Source organism: Spirosoma harenae (assembly GCF_054776975.1).
Map to the genome: position 1 here is coordinate 148,737 of NZ_BAAHBD010000004.1, position 21,114 is coordinate 169,850.

The 21,114-nt window shown below is 45.4% G+C and carries 16 protein-coding genes and 1 tRNA gene; 9 read left to right on the top strand and 8 right to left on the bottom strand.

All coding sequences use genetic code 11. The features are described 5' to 3' along the window. Positions 1-16 precede the first annotated feature (16 nt). From ACYVE4_RS02895 to ACYVE4_RS02930, 8 genes are all read left to right on the top strand, one after another. Positions 17-1,747 (top strand): M3 family oligoendopeptidase, encoded by a 1,731-nt coding sequence (locus ACYVE4_RS02895; protein WP_460995405.1) that lies wholly within the window; start codon positions 17-19, stop codon positions 1,745-1,747. Positions 1,748-1,872: 125 nt separating this feature from the next. Then, positions 1,873-2,151 (top strand): hypothetical protein, encoded by a 279-nt coding sequence (locus ACYVE4_RS02900; RefSeq protein ID WP_460995406.1) that lies wholly within the window; start codon positions 1,873-1,875, stop codon positions 2,149-2,151. A gap of 221 nt (positions 2,152-2,372) precedes the next feature. After that, positions 2,373-3,446 carry an NAD-dependent epimerase/dehydratase family protein gene (locus tag ACYVE4_RS02905; RefSeq protein ID WP_460995407.1) on the top strand — a complete coding sequence of 358 codons (1,074 nt, stop codon included), beginning with the start codon at positions 2,373-2,375 and terminating at the stop codon, positions 3,444-3,446. 129 nt (positions 3,447-3,575) lie between these two features. Then, on the top strand, positions 3,576-5,219 hold the full coding sequence (locus ACYVE4_RS02910; protein ID WP_460995408.1) for a hypothetical protein: 1,644 nt from the start codon (positions 3,576-3,578) through the stop codon (positions 5,217-5,219). Between the two features lie 24 nt (positions 5,220-5,243). Continuing rightward, positions 5,244-6,209 (top strand): glycoside hydrolase family protein, encoded by a 966-nt coding sequence (locus ACYVE4_RS02915; RefSeq protein ID WP_460995409.1) that lies wholly within the window; start codon positions 5,244-5,246, stop codon positions 6,207-6,209. Positions 6,210-6,285: 76 nt separating this feature from the next. Beyond that, the gene (locus ACYVE4_RS02920) at positions 6,286-7,098 is read left to right on the top strand and encodes a hypothetical protein (protein WP_460995410.1); all 813 of its coding nucleotides are present in this window, start codon (positions 6,286-6,288) and stop codon (positions 7,096-7,098) included. Positions 7,099-7,212: 114 nt separating this feature from the next. Continuing rightward, a complete protein-coding gene (locus ACYVE4_RS02925) occupies positions 7,213-8,169 on the top strand; it encodes a glycosyltransferase family 2 protein (RefSeq protein ID WP_460995411.1) in 957 nt (318 codons plus the stop codon). 73 nt (positions 8,170-8,242) lie between these two features. Next, positions 8,243-9,013, top strand: coding sequence for a glycosyltransferase family 2 protein (locus ACYVE4_RS02930; RefSeq protein WP_460995412.1), 771 nt, complete (start codon positions 8,243-8,245; stop codon positions 9,011-9,013). A gap of 14 nt (positions 9,014-9,027) precedes the next feature. Here the strand turns inward: ACYVE4_RS02930 and ACYVE4_RS02935 are convergent, their stop codons facing one another. Then, positions 9,028-9,471, bottom strand: a complete 444-nt coding sequence (locus tag ACYVE4_RS02935) for a hypothetical protein (RefSeq protein WP_460995413.1) — start codon at positions 9,469-9,471, stop codon at positions 9,028-9,030. Positions 9,472-9,525: 54 nt separating this feature from the next. Here ACYVE4_RS02935 and ACYVE4_RS02940 point away from each other — a divergent pair, with 54 nt between their 5' ends. Then, positions 9,526-10,488, top strand: coding sequence for a YheT family hydrolase (locus tag ACYVE4_RS02940; protein WP_460995414.1), 963 nt, complete (start codon positions 9,526-9,528; stop codon positions 10,486-10,488). A gap of 7 nt (positions 10,489-10,495) precedes the next feature. On the opposite strand, the gene ACYVE4_RS02945 is transcribed toward ACYVE4_RS02940, so the two are convergent. From ACYVE4_RS02945 to ACYVE4_RS02975, 7 genes are all read right to left on the bottom strand, one after another. Continuing rightward, entirely contained in the window at positions 10,496-11,374 is an 879-nt protein-coding gene (locus ACYVE4_RS02945) for a MerR family transcriptional regulator (RefSeq protein WP_460995415.1), read from the bottom strand. 210 nt (positions 11,375-11,584) lie between these two features. After that, positions 11,585-11,660: transfer RNA gene (locus tag ACYVE4_RS02950), tRNA-His, on the bottom strand. Positions 11,661-11,773: 113 nt separating this feature from the next. After that, the gene (locus tag ACYVE4_RS02955) at positions 11,774-12,388 is read right to left on the bottom strand and encodes a superoxide dismutase (protein ID WP_460995416.1); all 615 of its coding nucleotides are present in this window, start codon (positions 12,386-12,388) and stop codon (positions 11,774-11,776) included. 57 nt (positions 12,389-12,445) lie between these two features. Next, positions 12,446-12,880: a nucleoside deaminase gene (locus ACYVE4_RS02960; RefSeq protein WP_460995417.1), complete on the bottom strand. Its 435-nt coding sequence runs from the start codon at positions 12,878-12,880 to the stop codon at positions 12,446-12,448. A 58-nt stretch (positions 12,881-12,938) separates the two neighbouring features. Next, the gene (locus ACYVE4_RS02965) at positions 12,939-16,841 is read right to left on the bottom strand and encodes an Ig-like domain-containing protein (RefSeq protein WP_460995418.1); all 3,903 of its coding nucleotides are present in this window, start codon (positions 16,839-16,841) and stop codon (positions 12,939-12,941) included. Between the two features lie 284 nt (positions 16,842-17,125). After that, positions 17,126-20,215: a glycoside hydrolase family 3 N-terminal domain-containing protein gene (locus ACYVE4_RS02970; protein WP_460995419.1), complete on the bottom strand. Its 3,090-nt coding sequence runs from the start codon at positions 20,213-20,215 to the stop codon at positions 17,126-17,128. A 510-nt stretch (positions 20,216-20,725) separates the two neighbouring features. Continuing rightward, complete coding sequence (locus tag ACYVE4_RS02975; protein ID WP_460995420.1) at positions 20,726-20,971, bottom strand: hypothetical protein; 246 nt, start codon at positions 20,969-20,971, stop codon at positions 20,726-20,728. Between the last annotated feature and the right edge of the window lie 143 nt (positions 20,972-21,114).

Below are 21,114 nucleotides of genomic sequence, written 5' to 3' on the forward strand. Positions count from 1 at the left end.
TTCCAGCCGAGTAAGAATGACTGCTAACGAATCATTGACTATTCCTTCCCGTCCCGCTCGTCCGTTTATCGGAGAGGGGATTGCTTTACAGAGTTGGGACGATGTAAAACCCTTATATGAAGACCTTCTGGAGCGGCCAATCCATAATGCAGCGAATCTGCGGCAGTGGCTGGTAGACCGGAGCGAACTGGAATCGTATTTATCAGAAGATTTTGCCTGGCGCTACATTCGTATGACCTGCGATACGGCCAATGAAGAGCTGGTGAACAGCCTCAATTTTTTCATCGCCGAGATTCAGCCACCCATGACGGCCTTTGGTAACGATCTTGACTTGAAAGCTGTCAATAGCCCTTACCTGAGCCAGTTAACGGATGAGGGATATGATATTATGGTCCGGGGAATGAAAAAAGCCATTGAGATTTTTCGCGAAGAAAACATTCCGCTCCAAACCGAACTTCAAACGGAAGAGCGAAAATATGGCGCTATTGTCGGAGCTATGACCGTGACGATTGATGGTCAGGAAATAACGTTGCCGAAAGCTAGTGATCTACTTCAATCTACAGATCGTGCAGTTCGGGAAGAAGCCTGGCGAAAAATCTGGGAACGCCGTTATCAGGATCACGAGGCACTCGATACACTCTTTGACCGACTGCGTACATTACGGCATCAGATCGCTACGAACGCAGGTTTCGCCAATTTCCGTGATTATTCGTTTGCTGCGCTCGGTCGTTTCGATTACACTCCGCAAGATTGCTTTAATTTTCACGAATCCGTTGCTGAATCTGTTGTGCCACTATTGAATGAGTTGGCTGAGGAACGGAAGCAAAAACTAGCTGTTGACCCGCTACGGCCCTGGGATACGAAAGTCGATGTAGAAGGCCGTCCACCGTTGAAACCATTTGCCACGGGCGACGAATTACTCGAAAAAGCAATAACCTGTTTTGATCGATTAGATAAGGAGTTAGGCGACGATTTGCGGATTATGCGGGCGATGGGTCATCTTGATCTGGAGTCTCGGAAAGGCAAAGCACCCGGTGGCTACAATTATCCGCTTGAAGAAATTGGTGTGCCGTTTATTTTCATGAATGCAACCTCCAGCCTGCGCGATCTGGTAACGATGGTGCACGAAGGCGGCCACGCGGTCCACTCATTCCTGACCCGTGAATTGCCGCTAAAAGCATTCCGAAATCCGCCAATGGAAGTGGCAGAATTGGCCTCGATGAGTATGGAATTGCTGTCGATGGATCACTGGGATGTGTTTTTCGAGAATCCAGAAGAACTGCGTCGGGCCAAACTTCAGCATCTGGAATCGATTATCGAAACGCTTCCGTGGGTTGCTACCATTGATAAATTTCAGCATTGGATTTACGAAAATCCAACACATACCGATGCCGAGCGTCGTGAGAACTGGCTACGGATCTATGACCAGTTTACAGATTCGATCACGAACTGGGATGGCTTTGCTTATTATAAGGAATACATCTGGCAGCGGCAATTGCATTTGTACGAAGTACCGTTCTATTACATTGAATATGGTATTGCCCAATTAGGGGCCATCGGCGTCTGGCGAAACTACCGTCGCGATCCTAAATCAGGATTAGAGGGTTATAAAAAAGCATTGAGCCTGGGATATAAAACGCCGATTCGGGAAATATATGCAGCTGCGAATGTTCCGTTCGATTTTTCGCGTGAACATATACAGGAGTTAATGAATTTTGTTTGGGAAGAAATCAAGAAATTGAGTTGATAGTCGTCAGTCGATAGCCAGCAGTGAGTAATCGTTGGCAGAATCTGAAAAAACTAATGACTGTCGACTATCGATGAACGACTCTTTTTCCTATTTTTGCCGAATCAATTCGTAATCAAGTAGCTATGAAACGCGTACTTCATATAGGTTTGCTAAGTGTGATGGTGTTGTCGCTGGCATCGTGTGATTATCAAAAATACAATACCGTTCGCCAGAATGACTACCGGGCTAATGATTTCCGGACCAATTATCGGGCTGGTGATCCAGAAGTATACGGAACCGGTAAAGACTCGGTAGCTGTACAGACAAAATATAAGTACACGCCCGATGCGACGTTAGACGCCAAAGCAGACGAAATTCGTAAGAAATTGTATGGCCCTGGAAATACGACCCAGAGCTTATAAAATCGTTTGTTATAGAATATAGAGCGATGAATTAGCGAAGAGCCGCCGATTCATCGCTTTTCTTTTGGAATTTTTCGAGCTGCCAAACCCGTTCATCTTTTATTGAACGGATTGACTAAAAGCAACGTAAGTGCAAATTTTTGCGTTACTTTGCCGACTCAAACGGCTTGAGAAAAATAGATTTTTTGGTGATATAAGCCGCTCTACGCACGAATAACTGTATGAAAATTGCACTAGTTACGGGTTCTGCTGGTTTGATAGGCAGTGAAGCCGTCGCCTTTTTTGCTGACAAATTCGACCTCGTTGTTGGAATTGATAATAACATGCGTCAGTACTTTTTTGGTGCTGATGGGTCTACCGAATGGAACCGCAATCGCTTGTCCGAAACGTATACAAATTACGCGCACCGTGCGGCCGATATTCGCGAAGTACCCCAGTTGGAAGTAATTTTTAAGGAGTTTGGTACCGATATCAAGTTGGTACTGCACACAGCTGCACAGCCATCGCACGACTGGGCCGCCCGCGAGCCATTTACGGATTTCGGTGTAAACGCAGTTGGTACGCTAAATATGCTTGAGATGACCCGGCTCCATTGCCCCGAAGCCGTATTCATCTTCACGTCGACTAATAAAGTATATGGCGATAATCCCAATTTCCTGCCGTTGATCGAAACAGAAACGCGTTGGGAAATCGATCAGAACCACCCTTATTTCGAGAATGGTATCGACGAGCACATGAGTCTTGATCATACCAAGCACTCTGTTTTCGGAGCGTCGAAAGTGGCGGCTGATATCATGGTGCAGGAGTATGGCCGATATTTTGGGATGAATACGGGCGTATTCCGGGGAGGTTGCCTGACAGGACCAAACCATTCGGGTGCGCAATTACACGGCTTCTTGTCGTATTTGATGAAATGTGCAATTACCGGAAATCAGTATACGATTTTTGGGTATAAAGGCAAGCAGGTTCGCGACAATATCCATAGCTGGGATCTGGTGAACATGTTCTGGCATTTCTATCAGAATCCACGTCCGGGCGAGGTTTATAACGCAGGTGGTGGCCGTTACGCCAACTGCTCGATGCTCGAAGCGATTGCGCTTTGCGAAGAAATTTCGGGTAACAAAATGAACTACCAATATTCGGAAACAAACCGTAGCGGTGACCATATCTGGTACATTTCTGACCTGACTAAATTCAAGGATCATTACCCAGACTGGAACTGGACGTACGATCTGAAAGAAACGATGGTGCAGATTCACGATAGCATGGCTGCCCGTCTTCATCTTCAGAAATAACTAAGAATTAATTAATGACAGCCTGACTATGCAGATTCGTATAGTCAGGCTGTTGAGTACTATAGCTAGCATTTCGCTGGTATTAATAACTGCTGCCTGCATGAGAAAAGCTATTGATTTGTCTTGGCAATGGGTTTTTTAAAATCTCCTCTTATTTGGGAAGCAGGAGGCTGGATCGCTTTTCTGATTGTCGGCGTTTTATGTATTAGCGGAGAGTTTACAGACCGGCTATCGCGTAAACAACAACTTGGTTTTTTATTCGCTCTTCTTGGGCTGCTCTTCATTAAACGGCTCCCGATTTTGTTTATCAACTGGGAGCTGAATCCCGACGAAAGCCAATTACTTTCTCAGGCTATTACGCTTCGGCACCATCCCGTCTACTGGAAATACATCGATGGGGCAACCATGGGGCCACTCAGCTCCTATTTTGTAGCATTACCCGGTTATTTTGGCGTTCCGCTCAATTACATTGTACTACGCTGGCTCGCTTTCGGCTGTATGGCTGTTAGCTTAATCAGCGGCTATTTTTCCATTGAAAATTTTTTCAGTGCGCGAGCTGCCCGATTAGCCTTATTGCCCGCCGTTGCGTTTCTGGCTTTTACCACGAATATGGATTTCCTGCACGGTACGAACGAGCAGTTATCGTTGGCGCTCATTGGTTTAGCGATCTGGCAATATTCGCGGATATGGCGTCGTCAATCGTTCGATTCGGCTAGCCAGTTAGCGTTACTCAGTTTCATCAGTAGTTTAGTGCCGTTCGCGAAATTGCAGGGAACGCCAACTGTATTAGTGATTGTCCTGGCAGCTTTGATTAGTTTACTTCGGCGTTACTCCGTTATGCCTCGGCCTATATTCTGGCGGGCTTTGGGAGGTCTGATCGTCGGAGGGATTTTATTCCCAATTCTGGTCGTTGGGTATACACTCGGTTTCGGCGTATTTCCAGATTTCCTCCAGTTTTACATAACGGGCAATTTCGCTTACGGTGCCGAAGCAAGCTTTTGGCATTTTTTGAGTCTATTTCCCGCCTTTGTTTACCAAACCACTGATTTTCTGGTATTCCTCATCCCAACGTTTACGCTAATTATTGGTTGGATAATTCTAAGGCCACGACTAGATAGAAACAAATCTGAACTATTGCTATTGATTGTTGCCTTAGTGGTTATCAGTGGGTATGCGATTATCAAACCTGGTAATGGTTTTACGCATTATCTTCTTTATCTGGTGGCTCCGATCTGTTTGTTAAATGCCTGGTTCATAGAGACACTTCGTCATCGTCAATTTACCATAGTATGGGTAGTCATTGTAGTCGTTTCAATAGGGACCAACGCAATTTTTCAAACGTCCAAGCCGCCTAGCGACCCATACGTTATTTATCAAAAAACGCCGTTCGATTTTCGCTTTTTCCGACGATCACCGACGGCGCAGGAAGCACTTAAACTGGCTCGACCAGGTGATGATTTAGTGGTTTGGGGATGGGCTCCGCTCTATAATGTACAGACGCAAATGCCTCAGGGTGTGTGCGACAATCATGTTATCCGTTGTGTGATGGGGTCGAATCAGGCGATTCACCGGGCGCGTTACATGCGCAATATTCAGACATCGCGCCCGAAAGTTTTTATCGACGCGGTAGGGCCTAATTCTATCTGGCTGGATGATCGGGCTACGTTTGGCTACGAGACCTTCCCGGAATTAAAAGCCTACATTGACCAGAATTATCATTTAGTCGGTGAGATTGAAAAGAATCGTGTTTTTGCACGAAATGACATACATTAACAGTAATCGATAGTTATATATCGTATGTGGACGAAAAAAGGATTGATTTATAAACCAGATGGCTCGCAGCCATTTAGTCGTACGCACGCTCAGGTTCCATTTGGCTATCCAATGGGTGATAAATTACGGGTTTACTTCTCGACCCGCGATGAGAACATTAACTCTGCCGTTTCCTTCGTCGAATTAAATCCAACTGACCTTTCTGAGGTTGTCTATATACATAACAAACCTTGCCTAATGAAAGGTGATGTAGGTATGTTCGACGAAACAGGAACCATGCCGTCCTGGTTTTTACCAGTTGGCGACGAAATATGGCTCTACTACACGGGCTGGAACAAAAGCGAAACGGCTAGCTATCGGTTAGGAATTGGTCTTGCTATCAGTCGGGATGGAGGGTTGACGTTTGAACGGAAATTTACCGGGCCATTGCTCGACCGATATATATTCGATCAGGTTTGGGTGGCTCAACCCTGCGTTATGCGCGAGGAACAGACCGATGGCTCAATCTTATGGCGGATGTGGTATTTATCCTGTACGAAAATAGAAGTGATTGATGGGCACCCTGAACCGTTTTACGATGTGAAATACGCCGAGTCGAACGACGGTATTCATTGGGAGCGCACAGGGCAGGTATGCGTTGGGTACGATGAGTTTACGGATGCCATCGGACGGCCAACCGTTTATAAGGATGGTAATTTGTACAAAATGTATTTTTCCTATCGGAATGCTACCCATTATCGAACCGATGTTCAGCGGAGTTATCGGATTGGTTATGCCGAATCGACCGATGGAATTAATTGGACACGAAAAGATGAGCAGGCGGGTATTGAGCGATCGGCTGATGGCTGGGATTCACTGATGATGGATTATTGTCATATTTTCCCTCATCAGGATCAATGGGTGATGTTTTATAACGGAAACGGCTTTGGAGCGTCAGGATTTGGCTATGCCACCCAGCCGATTGCTAACGAAAATCAGTCGGAACGATAACTAAAATCAGCCGAGTGGAATTTGGATTTTGTCAATATAGCCTCCTATTTTGTACTAAATCAGTACGTTCACAACCATGAAAGAAGTAGCTAAATACCTTATAAAAGTTGATGCCGAATTCAAGGACGGTCAAATTGTGCCGGAGATTCCATATGAAGAGGTAATGCGGTTGGTCAACGAACCGAACATTGTCATTATCAAAACCGGAATCCCCGAAGAAACCCTTCGTTCTGTTATTGCGGCTACCCGCGACTGGGCAGCGAAAACGCCACTGGCAGAAGGCGCTGATACGTTCGATAATAATCAGCACAAACAGCGATTACATATTGCCAAAATTCAACAGGCTCCACAGTTGTTTCACGATCATACCTTCGATGCTCTTCTTGACCTCGAAGAACCAATGAAGCAAACCCTGTTGAACATTTTTACCCCGATGCGCCAATTCTGGAACAACCTGACGGGCAATAATGAAGAGTATGGTATCCGCAAAGGCGAGCCTTATTTCCATCCGCAGGTAACCCATTATCCGTTAGGCGGTAGCTTTTTCGGCCGGCATTGGCACCCGCTTAATCCGCAGAGAGTAGGGACGATTCTTGCCCTAAATCAATACGGAAAAGACTATAACTCAGGCGGTACCGGCTACGTAATCAACGATCATATCGTCGAAACCGAAGGTTATCAGGATATGGGCGACATGATTTTGTTCCGCTATGATCTGCCGCACTGGGTTAGCCCATCGAGCTTTGCGGATCGCTTCAGCTGGGATGATCCTGCCGGGCGGTGGGTGGCGATTCTGCCATTCTACAATCCGTGGGGAACACCTGCCGAAAAAGATGAACCACAGGGATGGAAAGCTCATATCCAATCTGCTAAAGAAATAACTGTATAAGTTCAGCGTTAACAGTATTCGGTTTTCTGTTTACGATCTACGGAGGGCTACGCAAAATAACAGATGCGCTGGCTCTCCGTAATCCGTAAATAGAAAACCGTTAACTTTGTATTCATGCCGAAAGTTAGTGTCCTGATTATCACCTACAATCAGAAAAAATTTATCCGCCAGGCTATCGATAGTGTGTTGGCGCAGAAGACGACTTTTCCTATTGAAATATTGGTAGGTGACGATTTTTCGACCGATGGTACGCGGGAGATTATTCAGGAGTACGAACGTCAATATCCTGGTTTGGTGATTGGTGTATTACACCCACGAAACATGGGGAAAAATGGCGGTATTAATTTTCTCGAAACGCTGAAACTTGCTAAAGGCGAATATTATGCGCTAATCGACGGAGACGATTATTTAACCGATCCGCTGAAGCTTCAGAAACAGGCTGATCTACTCGATGCGCACCCGGATTACTCCATGACGTTTCATAACGCGGAGATAATCTATGAAGACGGCAGCCCGTCGTATATTCTGAATGGCGACGATATGAAGCCATTCTATACGGTCGATGATCTGATTGGCGAGGACGAAATCTGGTTTATGGCTACGTCGAGTACCATGTACCGGAATAATATCAAGGAGTATCCGGCTTGGTTTCGGGAGTCAACGAGTGGTGATATTCCCCGACTTATTCTCAAAGCAAAACTGGGTAAGATCGGCTATATACCGGATGTGATGTCGGTTTATCGGAAAAACCGGGCTGGTGCCAGTTTTCATGATAACGAGCGCGATGAAGCCTTCCTGCGTAATCGCATTCAGATGTATAGCAATATCAATAAGGAGCTGGACTATCGGTATGATACAGTGCTGCGCCGGAATATTGCTCGTTATTATCGAATGATGCTGGATGCCAAGCAGTACGAAGGGAGTTATTTCCGTCGGGCGAGGCTAGCGTTGAAATACCTCCTAATGGCGAAACCAGACAAGGAGAAGACAAAAAAAGTGATTATGAACTATATTGTACCTACGCCATTGGCTAAGCTTTATAGTACGATACGTCTGTTGCCTTATCGGTAGCCGACGCAGATTAAAAAAATCTACTTGCGGATTACATGCACATCAACAATATCAACTGTCCGCCTGACTTTATATGAAATTAAGCGTAGTTATACCGGCTTATAACGAAGAGGAATCGTTGCCACCAACGTTGCGGGTGCTTTACCAGACGCTGGCGAAACATGGAATTCCACACGAAATCTGTGTAACCAACGATAACTCGAAAGATGGTACGCTGAAAGTTTTAGAGCAACTGGCAGCAACCGAAATTCCAACACTGGTTTATTTTACCAATCCCGGCCCTAACGGATTTGGCTACGCTGTGCGCTACGGATTAGAGCGTTTTTCGGGCGATTGCGTGGCCGTTTTTATGGCTGACCTGTCGGACGACCCGGAGGATTTGGTGAAATTTTACAATAAGATGCTCGAAACCGATGTTGATGCGGTGTTTGGGTCGCGTTGGGAAAAGGGAGGAAAAGTAATTGATTACCCTTCGCTGAAAAAATTCATCAATCGCATTGCCAACTTTATCGTTCGGATGGTGATGGGGATTAAATATAACGATACGACAAACGCGTTTAAACTCTACAAACGCGAGACGATTGAAGGTATTAAGCCCTTTTTATCTCCGCATTTCAATCTGACCGTCGAATTGCCGTTGAAGTCAATTGTCCGTGGTTATTCGTATGCCGTTGTACCTAATAGCTGGACCAATAGAAAATACGGCGAATCGAAACTGAAGATTAAAGAAATGGGTAGCCGCTATTTCTTTATCTTGATGTATTGTCTGATCGAAAAATACTTCTCGCAGGGTGACTTTCGTAAAAAATCTGCTAATGTGACTCAAAAAGTTGTGAGCCGCTAACTACTTATGCCAAACTAGGAGAAAACCCCCTTTAAACCTGGAATCTGGTAAACGGCCAGCGTCTGGATAATTGCCCAAAGAATGCCACTAATGAGCATATAGAGCAATAGTTGACCTCGCTTAACGCCGAACGAAATGGCCAGAACGGTACCGCCTATAGGAGTCAGTATGAGCGGTGTCAGGAGGGCAATACCGGCTAATCCAGCACGTTTCCAGATGCGGATCGCCATTCGGGTTCGACTCGTAAAGCGTCTGGGTGGAGTTTTTCGATAGCGTTGCCATAGGGCTTGCAGGGCTGCTCCTGCATACGTAATCACCACAACACTCAGCATCATTCCCACCGTTGTACAAATCACGGTTTCAAGCCAACTCAGCCCGAGCGTAACGCCGGAAAGCGGCCCACCAATGAATTTTATGGTGCTGGCAACAATAACGGAAATATACTTAGCAACAGGCATGGCAATAGTTATGTAACGGAACAACGATGTAAAAGTATTCGTTGTTCAATTAATATGCCGCTGATTCAATCTGCTTACCCAGGCCCGCCCGCTTTCCAGTATAATGGCCATCTACAAACCATCATTCCCAGCCTGACACGTACTGTGAAAGGCGTTGTTTATGAGCGGGAGCGGCTAACCCTTTCCGATGGTGATTTTGTTGATCTGGACTGGATCGATAATTCTTGTAATCAGTTAGTTATCCTCACTCATGGATTAGAAGGCGACAGCAACCGACAGTACATTCGGGGAACGGCAAAATTATTTTCTCAGGCCAATTATGATGTTCTGGCCTGGAATTGTCGCTCATGTAGTGGCGAAATGAATCATGAATTTCGGCTTTATAATCATGGCGAAATTGGCGATATCAGTGAAGTTGTTCAACATGCTCTGAAAACAAAACATTACGACAAAATTGTTCTTGTTGGCTACAGCATGGGCGGTAATATTACTCTCAAATACCTTGGCGTTCACGGCAAGCAGCTTCCTGATGTGGTCAAAGGGGGAGTGGCTATTTCATCGCCTACGGATTTGGGAGCGAGTGCGCAATTGCTTGACCGGGCTGCGAATCGATTTTATCGTAATCGATTTATGAAGAAACTTGTCGTCAAAATTAGCCAGAAAGCTGAACGTTTTCCGGGGCGTATAGATTTGAGTAAACTTCGGCAAGTGAAACTATGGCGTGATTTTGATGAGTTCTTTTCAGCACCAATTAATAACTATCAGAATGCCGAAGATTTTTATGCGCAGGCATCCGCCGTTAATTTTATGCCTGATATCTCCGTTCCGATCCTATTGCTAAATGCGCAAAATGATCCTTTATTATCCCTTGAATGTTCCCCCGGCTGGTTGGCCGAAGCGCATAAGTATATCTATCTGGAAACACCTAAGGCAGGAGGGCATGTAGGCTTTCAGGTTTATGGTGATGGGTACACCTATGCCGAGCGAAGAGCGTTAGCCTTTTTAGAAAAAAATTAGGTGGTGATCAGTTGGAGGCTATTCGCGTTAATTCGCTGATCTGGTTAATTATCAGTGTGTTATCTGTCGTGTCAATATCCTGCCCGACGACTTGGATGCCTGTTAAGATTATCTGAGACCCTGAAAATGTACTAGACAAACGATTGACAAAAGGCTGTACCTGATGGTTCGCCAGCGATGACGTTAAAACTGTAAACAAATAGTCAGGCTTATAGCGTTCGTACGCAAAGGTTAATTCACTGAAGCCCAGATTTTGACCTAAATAAATGACCTTGTTAGCGCGGGATCGGATGAGGTAATTGGCAAATAATAGATTGAGTTCATGAAATTCTCCCTCGGGCAAAAATAGGAGATAGGTTTTTCCAGTAGGCCCCAGTTTGTTTTCTTGCCCATCGATGGCCACAATAATTTTTTGCCGGATCAGGTTTGTGATAAAATGTTCCTGAACGGGGCTAATCGAGCCAGTTACCCAAAGCATACCAATACGACTTAAAAACGGATAGACAATATGAATCATCATGTTTTCGAAACCGTATCGACTGATTGTTGTCTGAATAATCTGTTCAAACTGATCCTCATTCAGATCAATCATAGCAAACGTAAGTGCCTGAACGTGATCGGGGTAGCTCAGCTGCCGATTAGAGATCTTAACTACCTCCTGATTTAATGCTTCTGGAGAGAGTTTAGAAATTTCCGAAATCTTGTAGCCATTGTCTTTCAGTAAAGCAATATTAAGTACCAGCTTTAAATCCTGGTCGCTATAAGTACGGATGTTTGTGTCAGTTCGGTCTGGGGCTAAAATCGCGTACCGCTGTTCCCAAATGCGTAACGTATGGGCTTTAATGCCTGAAAGTTGTTCTAAATCTCTAATTGAATAGGTACTCATGAGGTTACACGACTGCGATCATCACTAGTAAGATAATTGCAGATTGAATAAATGCCTAACTCAGTTAAGAATTTGTATAGATTAGAACACGAAAATAGTCATTTTGTTTAAGTTTTTTACTAAAAACGTCAACAAAATGACTGTGCTTACCTATTCGGAAAGAAAATGGGGGCAATAAAAAAGCCCTGAATAAATCAGGGCTTTTTAGTAGGGTGAAAGACGGGGCTCGAACCCGCGACCTTCGGAACCACAATCCGACGCTCTAACCAACTGAGCTACGATCACCATTTGAGGAGTGCAAAGATAAGCGTTAGTGATGAATGACGAACGATGAACGATGAATTTTTTTTTGTATCATCACACATTCATCGCTCATCACTTATCATTCGTCACTAACGCTTATGCTTGTTTGCCTTGCTGGTAGCGCTTTTCGGCAGCGTTCCAGTCTACGACATTAAAATATGCAGCAATATAATCAGGGCGACGGTTCTGATACTTTAAGTAATAAGCGTGTTCCCATACGTCGAGGCCGATTACGGGAAAACCTTTTACCTCGGCAATATCCATTAACGGATTATCCTGATTTGGTGATGATGTAATAGCTAATTCACCTTCTGGCGTTACAATTAACCAAGCCCAACCTGAGCCAAATCGGGTAGTAGCCGCCTTAGTAAATTCTTCTTTAAAGGCATCAAACGAACCAAATTTCTTATCGATTGCTTCAGCCAGCGTACCGATAGGTTGTCCTCCGCCTGTGCCTGAAATCGTGTTCCAGAATAATGTGTGATTATAATGTCCTCCTCCGTTGTTACGAACAGCGATCGGTGCTTTGCTTACGCTTGCCAGCAGATCTTCGATGGATTTGTTTTCCAAATCGGTGCCAGCAATGGCATTATTCAGATTCGTCACATAAGCATTGTGGTGCTTGCCATGGTGAATTTCCATGGTTTGCTTGTCGATATTCGGTTCGAGCGAATCGCTGGGGTAAGGAAGCGGATCTAATACAAAAGCCATTGTATTGATTAGTTAGAATGAAAGATTATTCGGTTGGGTTAACAAGCCTATTTTAAATTATGTTCTTAGACGACCAAAAAACTTTACTAACAAGGCCTGACTTTCATCTGACAGGATACCCGTTTCGAGTCGGGTTTTAGGATGTAATAGCGAAGGTTGGATGCGGCTATATCCTCGTTTCGGGTCACTGGCACCAATCACTAATCGGCTGATTTGCGCCCAGTATAGCGCTCCTGCACACATCACACAGGGCTCCAGTGTAACATATAAGGTGCAATCCGTAAGGTATTTACTGCCCAAATAATGTTCGGCTGCCGTAATGGCCATGAGTTCAGCATGGGCTGTTACGTCATTTAACTGTTCGGTCTGATTGCGGGCTTTGGCAATGATACGATTCCGACAAACGACTACAGCACCCACCGGAATTTCGCCCTGTTCAGCCGCTTCTTCAGCCAGGCCCAATGCAATCTCCATGAAATAGTCGTCGGACATAAGCGTAGACAGTCAATAGTCACGCTCCATTCCGGCGGAGCGTGACTATTGACTGATTTTACTGTTTCAGAACTTTCCGAACGGTTTGTCTATCACCCACCTGAATACGGAGGAGATATATGCCATTCGGTTGGGTGGTCAAATCTAGCTCATTCCGTTGTTTTCGGGTTGTCTGCTGGAGTACGGGACGACCTCCAGTATCCATGAGCAATAAAGTGGCCGGGTCACGGGTTAAGGGAAGATCGAGTTCCACCATCAGCGTTGTTTCGGTGGGAACTGGATAGGCTTTCACCAATGGATCGAGTGAATTGTCCTCTACACCTAACAGAGGCATAACCGTAATCGTAGCAGTACCCGAAATTGGCCCATTACCGCAGGAGTTACTAACTCTTGTTAACCGGTAAGCTGTTGTACGTGTTGGCCGGGCTTCAACGACATATGGACTTGTGGTTGTAACAGCCGAGTAACTTCGGAGACTGTCGGCGTAAACCACTGTCCATGGAGCATCTCCTCCAAACGTCAGAGTCAGATTTGCCGGTGAGCCTTCATAGATATTTTGCGATCCAGTCAGCGTGGCACTAGCTACCGAACGTACGGTTAATTGAGACGAGCTATTACTGCCTATAATAGCGATTTCCGGATTGTCGGCATTTACCCGAACATAATAATGCCCGCTGGGTATTGCTGCGGGTAAGGTGGCAGAAACTGGCGAACTAGTTGTTGTAGCTTGTGTAACGTATTTTTTACTGGTATCGGCCACGCTAACAAGTTGTATACGGAATGCATTTCCTGTGTTAAACTGCCCTGTTGTTGTGAACGGAACCGTAAGCGATGTTCCTGAACAGATGGTTGTCGTGTTCAAATCACTAGTGGAAATAGTTGGTACGCGAACGTTAATCTGAGCAGTTGCCGGATTGCCAGGCAACCCTGCTCCGCAGCTATTTGAAACACCCACGATCTGATAGATGGTGTTGCCACGGGGCAATACAGAAATTGTTGTGTCTTTTGATTTTGAGGTACCCGTATATCCGTTTGTCAGGGTATAATTGTACGGTCCTGAACTCGTAAACTTCAGTTGTAAAGGAGCTCTTTGGCCCAGATTGACGGAAGTTGTAGGCGCTGCAAGTGCCAGCGTAGGTGGCCCGTTGACCAAAACTTTAACCGTTGTACGAGCGCTATAACAGCCATAAGAAGCAATTTGATACACGTAAAACGCATCGCCAGTTGGATCTGTACTTGGTGTAAACGTAAGCGGAGTGGCTACATCCGACACGCGACCGTACGGGTCAATCCACTGCAATTTGCTGCCAGCTTCACCCGTTGCTTCCAGTGGAACGGCCTTGTCGTTGATGCAATATGTAACTAGTTGTTTTGCCGTTGGCGAAGGGGCTGAAACAATTGTTACCTGTAGTGTTGCTCGACTACTTTCGCAGCCGTTAACTGTTTGAGTAACCTTAAATTCCTGCGTACCGCTTTTTTCAATCGATGGCGTAGGAGCATTTGGAAACTGGTTTCCATCTGAATTAAACCATTTCAGGCTTTGCCCGCTGGCCTGTACAGGCTTCACATCCTGCGCCGGTTGATCCTGCTGCGCCTGGCAATACGTGGCGTTCGTTACACTTGGCTGGCCCGGAAGAGGTTTGATCGTAACGGTTAGCGTTGCTTTCGGCCCTTCACAGTTTTCATTGGACGTTTGCGATACCTTATAGATTTGATCGCCAACCGAATTGGTAGGTGGCTTTGGGGTTCCGTCTAAGAGCTTATCGGAAACATCATACCATTTTAGGTTCGAACCTGCTGCTGTTAGCTGTTGTGACTGGTCATTATTGCAGTAGCTAACTGCACTAACTCCCGGAGCACCTGGAGTACTTTTCACGCGTACATTCAGACTTGCACGAGGACCTTCACAGCCATTCAGGGTTTGACTAACGTAATAGACCGTTACACCTGGTGAAGCGTTGGATGGAGTAGGCGCATTGCCCGACGCCGTGCCACCATTCTGGTTTGTTCCATACCAGTTTGCTGAGGCCGAAGAAACTAACGAAGCTGTAAGCGTAGGGGCTTGCGTACCTTGGCAAAATTCAATACCCGATGTACCAGGAGCATTAGGCGTATCTTTTACTTCTACAGGGATGCCCGCCCGGTCACTCTCGCAACCGGCTACGGTCTGGGTTACATAATACGTTTTAGTACCAATTGCCGAAGCATCTGTGCCAGGTGTCGTTGGAGTACCTGAAGCAGTACCATCTGTTTGATTCATACCATACCATTTAAGGTTAGCTCCGCTTGCTGAAAGCGGAACCGCTCCTACACCCTCACAGTAAGCATTAGGAGGTGTAGCAGTTGGTGGAGCTGGAACTGCATTTACCGTAACCGCTAATGTAGCACGGGGACCTTCGCAGCTATTAACCGATTGGCTGACATAAAAATTGGTTGATCCTATTGCTCCTGTCGAAATTGGTGGTGCAGTAGCTGTAGAAGTTCCTCCTGATTGAACCGTGTACCAGTTGAGTGTGCCTCCCGATGATGGAGTCGCTGATAGTGTATAGCCCGTTCGATTTTGACAGGCAATAAGCGGACTGGAAACGCCAGGAGCAGCTGGTAGCGGTTTTATCGTAACCGAAATGCCTATTCTTCCTCCCTCGCACCCGTCTACTGTTTGACTCACATAGTAGTTAACTGTTCCGGCTGAGCTCGTATTGGGGGTATTAGCTGAACTAGAGGCCACACCACCAACTTGATTAGTACCATACCAATTTAACGATCCTCCCGACGAAGCAGTGGCCACTAAGGCAACTGCAGGTTGATTTTGGCAATACGGGGATGGTGGCGTAGTTGTAGGTGCACCCGGCTTTGCTTTGATTGTAACAAGAATACCAGTTCGGCTACTTTCGCAACCGTTTACGGTTTGGGTTACATAATAAGTTGCACTACTTGTTGTTGATGGAGTTGGGGCAATTGAGGAAGATGATCCACCTGTTTGATTGGTGCCATACCATTTCAGGTTAGAGCCTGTCGCTGAAAGTGGAGAGGCAGAAGTGCCTTCACAATAAGGTGGCGGTGTAGTAGCCGTTGGAGCCGCTGGTACGCTATTAACGGTAACAATAAGTCCGGTTCTCGGTCCTTCACAATTATTTACAGATTGGCTAACATAATAGGTGGTATTTCCTGTGCTGCTCGTTGGTGGGACGGGTGCCACAGAAGTAGCTGTTCCACCAATTGATGAGGTTCCATACCAGTTTAATGACCCTCCTGACGATGGAGTTGCGGTTAATGTATTAGCTGACTGGCCTACGCAATAGCTTATATTAGAAACTCCAGGCGCATTTGGTTTATCGTTTACTTTAACTGAAATAGTTGTTTTGGGACTTTCACAGCCGCTAACAGTTTGGCTAACATAATAAGGAGTAGAGCCGACGATATTGGTATTAGGTTTGGTCGCTGAAGTTGAGGATGGCCCATTGGAATTTATTCCATACCAATTCAATGTACCACCAGTAGATGGATTAGCGACTAAGGCAACAGAAACATCTCCTTCACAATAGGTTGGAGGGGTTGGAGCAACAGGTGCGTTTGGTACGCTGACGTTAAGTGATAATAAACTTGTTGATCCCGTCCTGACTGGGTTAGTAGATGTAACGCGAACACGATAGCCTGCTCCATTTCCTGTTGATTGAGGAACAATTGCGTTTATACTTCCGGCAGAAGTACTCGTTACTGCACCGATGACAGGAGGAGTTGTTGCAAATGTGCCCGCGGCATCAGATAGCTCAACTTTAAACTGGTTCCCAGCTGTAAACGTCCCTGATATAGTATAGCTAACATTTATGCTGCCACCCGGACATATAGTAACAGGAGTAAAAATGCCAGTGGTAATAGTAGTCTGCGCAAAAACAGGCTTTGCTAAGCCTACAATGCACAGTAAGATCAGGGTAAAGGAGTAGAAATTTCGGATCTTCATAAAAATGTTGTCCTAATTAATCAATTATGGGATCTAAAGGTAATGGATTTAGACCCGATTTTTAGTAAAAAGCAGACTACTGCCAAAATGTAATGATCAGCTAGATTAAAAAGTCATTTGTTTATGTTGCTGATTATTAATAAGTTAATCAAAGCGCATTGTAGAAATAATATTGATTTTAAAACCCTTAGCAATAAAAATGCCACTTCTGTTCAGAAGTGGCAGAGTATCATTAAGATAGCGCTTCTGCCAATCGACAAAAGTACCGCTTAATCAAGAAACTACTATTCAACCGCGCTGTAAATTACTTCATGAATCCGTCGGCGGAGCTTCGTCGTGTTAATGGAGTTATTCCCCGCTGTCGGATAAATACGATTGGAGAGAAAAACAAAAATCAGTTCTTCATCTGGATCAACCCAAACGACATTTCCGGTAAATCCTGTATGGCCAAATGAACGTGGTGACACTTGCGAAGCCATATACACACTACTCGGACTTTCAGCATTCGGTTTGTCCCAACCTAAAGCCCGGTGGCTTCGATTGCTCAGTGTTTGCGTAAAGTAAGGAACGGTCATCGGATTCAGAATTCGTTGTTCGCCGTATAAGCCCTTTTGAAGATTCATTTGCAAAAGGGTCGCAATATCACGAGCGTTTCCAAATAGTCCGGCGTGGCCTGAAATACCGCCTTGTACAGCCGCCATTTGATCGTGTACTGTACCCACCAGCAATTGATTCCGATAATACGTGTCCTGTTCCGTTGGTGCGCACTGTGGATTAGGTAACCGTTGTAATGGCGTGAAGCCAAGTTGATGCAGACCTAATGGTTTGTAAACGTTTTCGGTAACAAACTTGTCAAGCGGCTGTTTGCTGACTCGCTCTACAATTTTCTGTAACGTCAGAAAATTTAGGTCGCTATATACATAAGCGGGTCGGCCAGCTTCGTCTATCTTTTTGGACATGGGCGACTGAACCACCCATTTCCAGACGGAATCTTTTAACGCAGGTACTGCCCAAAGCGTTGGAGCAATCTGAAGCGTATGCAGTGTATCGTGAGTAGCAGAATAGTATTCGGCTTTCAATCCACCGCCCGGTTTTCGAGTGCGATCCCAGGATGTCGGATAATAAGATACCATTCCCGATTGGTGCCAGAGCAAATCCTGAAGAGTGATGTTCTGTTTGTTGGTATTCCGCAATTCAGGAAGGTAGAAAGAGGCTTTTTGGCCTAAATCGATTTGTTTACGGTCATACAAAACCATTACCGATTGTAATGTCGCCAGAACTTTCGTGAGCGAAGCCAGGTCGTATAATGTTTCGTCGGTTACTTTTTCTGCTCCAGCTGAATAGGTTAAGGCCCCAAAGTTTTTACTATAAACAACCTTGCCTTTGCGAGCCACCAGAATCTCACAACCCGGAACAACGTGATTCTTTACTGCATTTTGCGCAATTGCGTCGATCTGGTTCAAAACGGCCGTTTTCATCCCAACGCTCTCCGGCGAACCTGCGGATAACCGACCTTCTGGGTTTATACTCAATCCCATACCGACCTTCATCTCGCCACTGGTCGATACGGGGAGCATTCCCTGCGCGCCCAATCCACCAAAAAGTACTTGTGGAACAACCCGCTCCATATCGTCAAGTTCCTGGTAAGCACATACCAGCGCATCGACACCTGCAAATTGTGGTAAACTATATGGCGATCCAAAAGCGGTAACAATCACTTTCGTACCGCGTTGTTTCAGCCGGGAAATCAGGTCGAGAGACGCTTTGGTAACACCGTATTTACGAACGGCTGATTCGCTCATCCGATGGAAACTCATAACTACTGTATTGGCATCGCCAACCTGCGCTAAAATATTATTTACATCTACATCCGAAACCGGCTTTTCGGGGAAAGCCAGCGTCTGAAAGGGAGCATACTGATTTAGTGTCTTCTGAAACAGATTTCCTGCTTCTGCGCCAATGGCAACGGAGGCTAGCCGAAGTGTATCTAATCGGTTAAACGGAAGTAAGTTGTTCTGATTATCGGCGATGGTGATTGCCTGCTCACAGAGTTGTTGCTTCAGCAGTTTCGATTCAGGTGAATTTAAATCGGCTGATAAGCCGCCCAGATTGATGGGTTTGTAATGATTAAGCCCAGCCCAGTACTTAGCCCGTAGAATTTTTTTGACCTTTTCGTCAATAAGCTCCTGAGAAATAATGCCTTGTTGAACGGCGTTTAAAATATTGGCCGCTGCGTCGCGGACATTCTCCGGATACAGTAATATGTCGTTACCAGCAATTAAGGCACGAAGATTTACGTCTATTGCCTTTGGAGACCGACTAATACCACCCATATTCAACGCATCAGTAAAGACGAGCCCTCTAAAACCTAATTCTTTTTTGAGCAATTCCGTGACAATTTTTTCGGAGAGCGTTGCCGCCAGGGCCGGTGTATTGTCGATGCTGGGAACGTGCAAATGGCCCGTAACGACGCCCATCAGGCTATCGGCAATTAGTTTACGGAATGGGTACAGATCAATATCGCGCATGAGCTCCGTAGAACGGCTCACCGTTGGTAAGGTATGATGCGAATCAGCGTTGGTATCGCCATGACCCGGAAAATGTTTTGCTGTAGCAATAACATGCGTTTGCTGAAGTCCGCGCATGTAAGCCGAAGCCTTCAGTGCTACGTTTTCTTTCGATTCGCCAAACGAACGAACGCCAATGACTGGATTGGCTGGATTGCTGTTGATGTCAGATACGGGCGCGAAATTGATATGAATACCCAGCCGTTGGCACTGTCGACCGATTTCGGCACCCATTCGGTAAATCAATTCGTTGTTCCGAATAGCGCCTAGTGCCATTTGTTTTGGGAAATCCATCGCGCTGTCCAGCCGCATACCCAAGCCCCATTCGCCATCAATGCCGATTAGCAGCGGAACTTTCGATTGGGCCTGATAGCGATTGGTCAGAATGGCTTGTCGATAAGGACCGCCCTGAAAGAAAATCAGACCGCCAATATGATTGGATTGAATTAGATGGTCGATGTACTGGTAGTGATTTTCATGGCGATTGGAGAAAGCCGCGACCATGAAAAATTGACCAACTTTCTGCTCTGGCGTTAACGTCTGAAATACGCTATCGACCCAGACTTGTCCACTATCGGATAAGTTGAATACCTCGACAGGATGTTCATTGGGCCGGACTACATAAGTGCTTGTGTTAACGGCAACCGGGGCAATTGTCCGCTTAGGCATAACTTTTGTCGTGGCCTTGCGGGAATGGGATATCCGAGTCCATAATCTACGGCCTGGCTTGGTTAAACCAAACGCAGTCAGCAAAGTGACGAACAGGAGTCCGACGAGTAGTAGGGGTCGTAGAACGGCGTTCTGCATATGTACTCTGATGTAAAAAGTATAAGTCAGTTATCGGCGAGTTAGGGCTAAACCATAAAAATAAATAAACCCTATCGAAAAATACCGTATATCTGTGAATTATCTAAGTTTTTAACGAAAAAATGTATAAAATCTGTTATTGATAACGGATTAATACAAAATTAAAAACTGGATGATACAGATTAATTAAATGGTAATTAATTCGCTTAGAGCAGTTTAAGCCACTAATCCCAATCAACTGTGTATAGCGAAAATAAGAACAATAGTTATGCCAGCCATAACTTGTTTCTTACGTCCGTTATTACCAATACAGCAAAGATGCCCCATTGGGCTAATTCGCTGAGCACAAAAGTGTAGAAAAGATATTATGCTATGAACTAAAAGGGCCAGGTAGAAGTAAAGCCCTGATGTAGAAAGGAGAGAAACGCCAATAAACGAAGAAAACAGGATGGCTATCCTGATCTTCAACTTCAGTTAATCTGTAATGAGACAAAAAAGGTCGCGAGCATACTAATATGCCCGTAGTGGATTCACGTGTGAGAGGGCCTGCAATAAGTGCTCACCCAGCGAGTTTTTTGTTTCACGAACGGCTCGTTGCCAGGTTGGTGGGCAAGCCATTTTTGTTTTCGTGATTGATGTTGACGCTTTTGTCCGTAATTGTTTCCGAGCGGCAAATACATTGTGTGGATGCCCCATGCTAAATGCCTGACCGCTGATGCCTAACAATAAAACCCCGACTACCAGTACCGTTTTCATGACCTCGTGCTTTAATTACAATACAAAGTTATATGTTTTGTTGGGTATCTTGCAATACATAGTACTAAATTTTTGTAAAATTTTTTCAAATGATTGCGGTTTATGGAAAAAGAAGCAAGTTTAGTAATTAATTCGGTCAGTAT

What these genes read in the sequence shown, in the direction of transcription:
- ACYVE4_RS02895 (WP_460995405.1), top strand. Translation starts at nt 17, where the DNA reads ATGACTGCTAACGAATCATTGACTATTCCTTCCCGTCCCGCTCGTCCG.
- ACYVE4_RS02900 (WP_460995406.1), top strand. Translation starts at nt 1,873, where the DNA reads ATGAAACGCGTACTTCATATAGGTTTGCTAAGTGTGATGGTGTTGTCG.
- ACYVE4_RS02905 (WP_460995407.1), top strand. Translation starts at nt 2,373, where the DNA reads ATGAAAATTGCACTAGTTACGGGTTCTGCTGGTTTGATAGGCAGTGAA.
- ACYVE4_RS02910 (WP_460995408.1), top strand. Translation starts at nt 3,576, where the DNA reads ATGGGTTTTTTAAAATCTCCTCTTATTTGGGAAGCAGGAGGCTGGATC.
- ACYVE4_RS02915 (WP_460995409.1), top strand. Translation starts at nt 5,244, where the DNA reads ATGTGGACGAAAAAAGGATTGATTTATAAACCAGATGGCTCGCAGCCA.
- ACYVE4_RS02920 (WP_460995410.1), top strand. Translation starts at nt 6,286, where the DNA reads ATGAAAGAAGTAGCTAAATACCTTATAAAAGTTGATGCCGAATTCAAG.
- ACYVE4_RS02925 (WP_460995411.1), top strand. Translation starts at nt 7,213, where the DNA reads ATGCCGAAAGTTAGTGTCCTGATTATCACCTACAATCAGAAAAAATTT.
- ACYVE4_RS02930 (WP_460995412.1), top strand. Translation starts at nt 8,243, where the DNA reads ATGAAATTAAGCGTAGTTATACCGGCTTATAACGAAGAGGAATCGTTG.
- ACYVE4_RS02935 (WP_460995413.1), bottom strand. Translation starts at nt 9,471, where the DNA reads ATGCCTGTTGCTAAGTATATTTCCGTTATTGTTGCCAGCACCATAAAA.
- ACYVE4_RS02940 (WP_460995414.1), top strand. Translation starts at nt 9,526, where the DNA reads ATGCCGCTGATTCAATCTGCTTACCCAGGCCCGCCCGCTTTCCAGTAT.
- ACYVE4_RS02945 (WP_460995415.1), bottom strand. Translation starts at nt 11,374, where the DNA reads ATGAGTACCTATTCAATTAGAGATTTAGAACAACTTTCAGGCATTAAA.
- ACYVE4_RS02955 (WP_460995416.1), bottom strand. Translation starts at nt 12,388, where the DNA reads ATGGCTTTTGTATTAGATCCGCTTCCTTACCCCAGCGATTCGCTCGAA.
- ACYVE4_RS02960 (WP_460995417.1), bottom strand. Translation starts at nt 12,880, where the DNA reads ATGTCCGACGACTATTTCATGGAGATTGCATTGGGCCTGGCTGAAGAA.
- ACYVE4_RS02965 (WP_460995418.1), bottom strand. Translation starts at nt 16,841, where the DNA reads ATGAAGATCCGAAATTTCTACTCCTTTACCCTGATCTTACTGTGCATT.
- ACYVE4_RS02970 (WP_460995419.1), bottom strand. Translation starts at nt 20,215, where the DNA reads ATGCAGAACGCCGTTCTACGACCCCTACTACTCGTCGGACTCCTGTTC.
- ACYVE4_RS02975 (WP_460995420.1), bottom strand. Translation starts at nt 20,971, where the DNA reads ATGAAAACGGTACTGGTAGTCGGGGTTTTATTGTTAGGCATCAGCGGT.